General features: G+C 67.7%; 2 protein-coding genes. Both read right to left on the bottom strand.

What is annotated here, in order from left to right; genetic code table 11:
* Nucleotides 1-335 precede the first annotated feature (335 nt).
* Nucleotides 336-512 (bottom strand): hypothetical protein, encoded by a 177-nt coding sequence (locus IE178_RS34950; RefSeq protein ID WP_193515054.1) that lies wholly within the window; start codon nt 510-512, stop codon nt 336-338.
* 2 nt (nt 513-514) lie between these two features.
* The gene (locus IE178_RS34945) at nt 515-1,381 is read right to left on the bottom strand and encodes a hypothetical protein (protein WP_193515053.1); all 867 of its coding nucleotides are present in this window, start codon (nt 1,379-1,381) and stop codon (nt 515-517) included.
* Between the last annotated feature and the right edge of the window lie 294 nt (nt 1,382-1,675).

Below are 1,675 nucleotides of genomic sequence, written 5' to 3'. Positions count from 1 at the left end.
ACGCCAGCCAGGCAGCGACCGAACCAGTGAACCTGAAACCACGTCAAACCGCCCTGACCTGCTAGTCAGCCACTCCCACGCAGCGGGGGAACCTCAGCGTGACAGCGATCTTGATGAGGACGGCCAGAGTGGGACTTGAGAGGGTCTGCATCACAGCGAAACATCTTCGGTGACCGACAACGGTTCCGTCCTGTGGTTTCCGAGATCAGCACTCAAGGCTGGTGTCGTGAACCTCGTTTGTGGCTGACCATCGGCCGCCTGACATGGAGCTGCCGCTGCCCGGGCTGCGCCGTCAGCCGGGGCAGTGGCAGTGGCTGATCGTTGTTCAGTCCCGCTCAGCGCGTCTGCGCCTTCTCGATCAGGGTCTGAGCGATCAATCGAACCGGTTCCCACGATTCATCGAGCGGATCGCCGGCCTCGGCCGCGGTCAGGAGAGCGTCGATCCTGGCTTGGACGTATTGCTTGTCAGAGGCCATCGGCGGGCATGACAGATCCTGGTAGAGGGCGAACAAGCTCAGGCGGTGCGGCCCGCCGTGGAGAGGACGGGGTCGGTTGGCTCGAGGGCCAGGTAACTCTCTGCCGTGGCGGCTTCGAGGAGCAGAGGCTTGTCGGGGTCGTCCACGCGTACGGGAAGAAGTTGGCCCGTGAGCGAGCTGTCCTCCTGGTGTTCCTCAGTCAGCCGGAAGGCCGTGCTGACCGCCTCACGAACGCGCGTCCGATACCGCTGCTCCTGCTCGTAGTGGGCTTGGCGAGCCCGACGCCCGTACTGCTCGCGGACCTCGTCGTCCTCTTGGTCCTGTCCGAAGCTGGGGTCGTTCAGGCGGGGGCCGCCGGCGAAGGCCACGGTGTCGGGCAGGTCGGTCTGCTGGAGGTGCAGGGCCGCACACGCTGCGTAGAGGCGGCGGGAGAGACCGAGGTGGATGCCGGTGCCGGGGATGCGCGCGGCGATGAACGCAGTGGCGTCCGTGTGCGACGCCAGGCTCCCCTCGGTGTCCACCTGCTGCGCGCGCAGCCGACGGCGCGGGCCGGTGGTGGATTCGTCGTGCTCCAGCAGTGTCAGGGAACCGGTGCGGTGACGCCCGCGATCCGTACGGTCACGCCTCATCGGGACGACGCGCCGCTGCTCCACGGCTCCGAAGGCCAAGGCCTGGTACGTCAGGAGCTGCTGCCGGGTAACGGCCATCAGGGCCTCGGGGTCATCGGCGACGTAATCCTCCGCGTCGCCTTGCGGACTGCCGGCCGGGGAGGCGCCGGTCTGCGGCCCGCCGTGGGGGTGGGCCGTATGCAGAGCCAGGAACAGATGGTCCTGCTCCCACTTATCGGGCCTATTGCCGGGCAGCGACGTGCCGCAGAGGACCTGCCGGTGTGCCAAGCCGGGCATGAGGGCGCTGCCACCGTCCAACTGGACCCTCCCGTTCTTCAGCACGCCTGCGCCGAGCGCACGGGCTGCCTTCGCCTCGATCAGCCAGGGCAGGCCGGCGGCGTGGTGATTGCCCCACAGGTCGGGCAGCTTGGCAGCCGGGTCGGTGAAGCCGGGTAGGCCGCCCGGACCTCCGGCTTCGAGATGCCAGGTGCTTCCCTGAGGTTCCCCCGAGATGCGGGGAAAGGTGACAGCAGGTCAGATGGGTGTCATGAGAGGAGCCCAGACGATGCCTGCCCCGAGGAAGTACCCGCT

Origin of the sequence: Streptomyces griseoloalbus, assembly GCA_014650015.1 — a bacterium.
In the GTDB taxonomy this organism is placed as follows: Bacteria; Actinomycetota; Actinomycetes; order Streptomycetales; family Streptomycetaceae; genus Streptomyces; species Streptomyces griseoloalbus.
Note: the sequence above shows the minus strand (reverse complement) of the source record. Positions and strands in the feature narration are given on the sequence as shown.